We start from the raw sequence: 460 nt of genomic DNA, 5'->3' as shown, positions 1-460 counted from the left end.
CCCATAGCTAAAATCAATGCAACAAACCCTGACCAATCCGCCTGACGAAAGTCTCTCATTGGAATATTTTGCCAAAAAGCAGCTTGTACACCTTAAGGATTGTCATCCCAATCAACCACTTCTGCCCCGCCCCTGATCAGAGCTTGCGCAGCAGATAATCCTGATTGCCCAAAACCAAACAAAGCAACTTCTTGACCTTTATAACACGCAACAGAAACCAAAGTTTTACCGCAATTTAACTGTTGAGAGACCGATAAGATCAAGAACAATTGAAATAATCCAAAAACGTATTACAATTTGACTTTCAGTCCACCCTTTTTTCTCAAAATGATGATGTATCGGCGCCATGAGGAATACACACTTTTTTGTTAATTTGAAATAAACAACTTGGATAAACACCGAAAACCACTCCAGAACAAAAAGTCCACAAATAAGAGCCAAAACAATTTCATGCTTGGTT

The 460-nt window shown here is 39.1% G+C and carries 2 pseudogenes; both read right to left on the bottom strand.

From position 1 onward, the window contains the following. Positions 1-221, bottom strand: a pseudogene (murD, locus tag J7R10_RS08670) (UDP-N-acetylmuramoyl-L-alanine--D-glutamate ligase); the annotation flags it as partial. Between the two features lie 4 nt (positions 222-225). Beyond that, positions 226-460, bottom strand: a pseudogene (mraY, locus tag J7R10_RS08665) (phospho-N-acetylmuramoyl-pentapeptide-transferase); the annotation flags it as partial.

It is taken from the genome of Bartonella vinsonii subsp. berkhoffii ATCC 51672, from assembly GCF_902825225.1.
Taxonomy (GTDB): domain Bacteria; phylum Pseudomonadota; class Alphaproteobacteria; order Rhizobiales; family Rhizobiaceae; genus Bartonella; species Bartonella berkhoffii.
The sequence above is the reverse complement of the archived record's forward strand: the minus strand, read 5'-3'. Positions and strand labels throughout refer to the sequence as shown.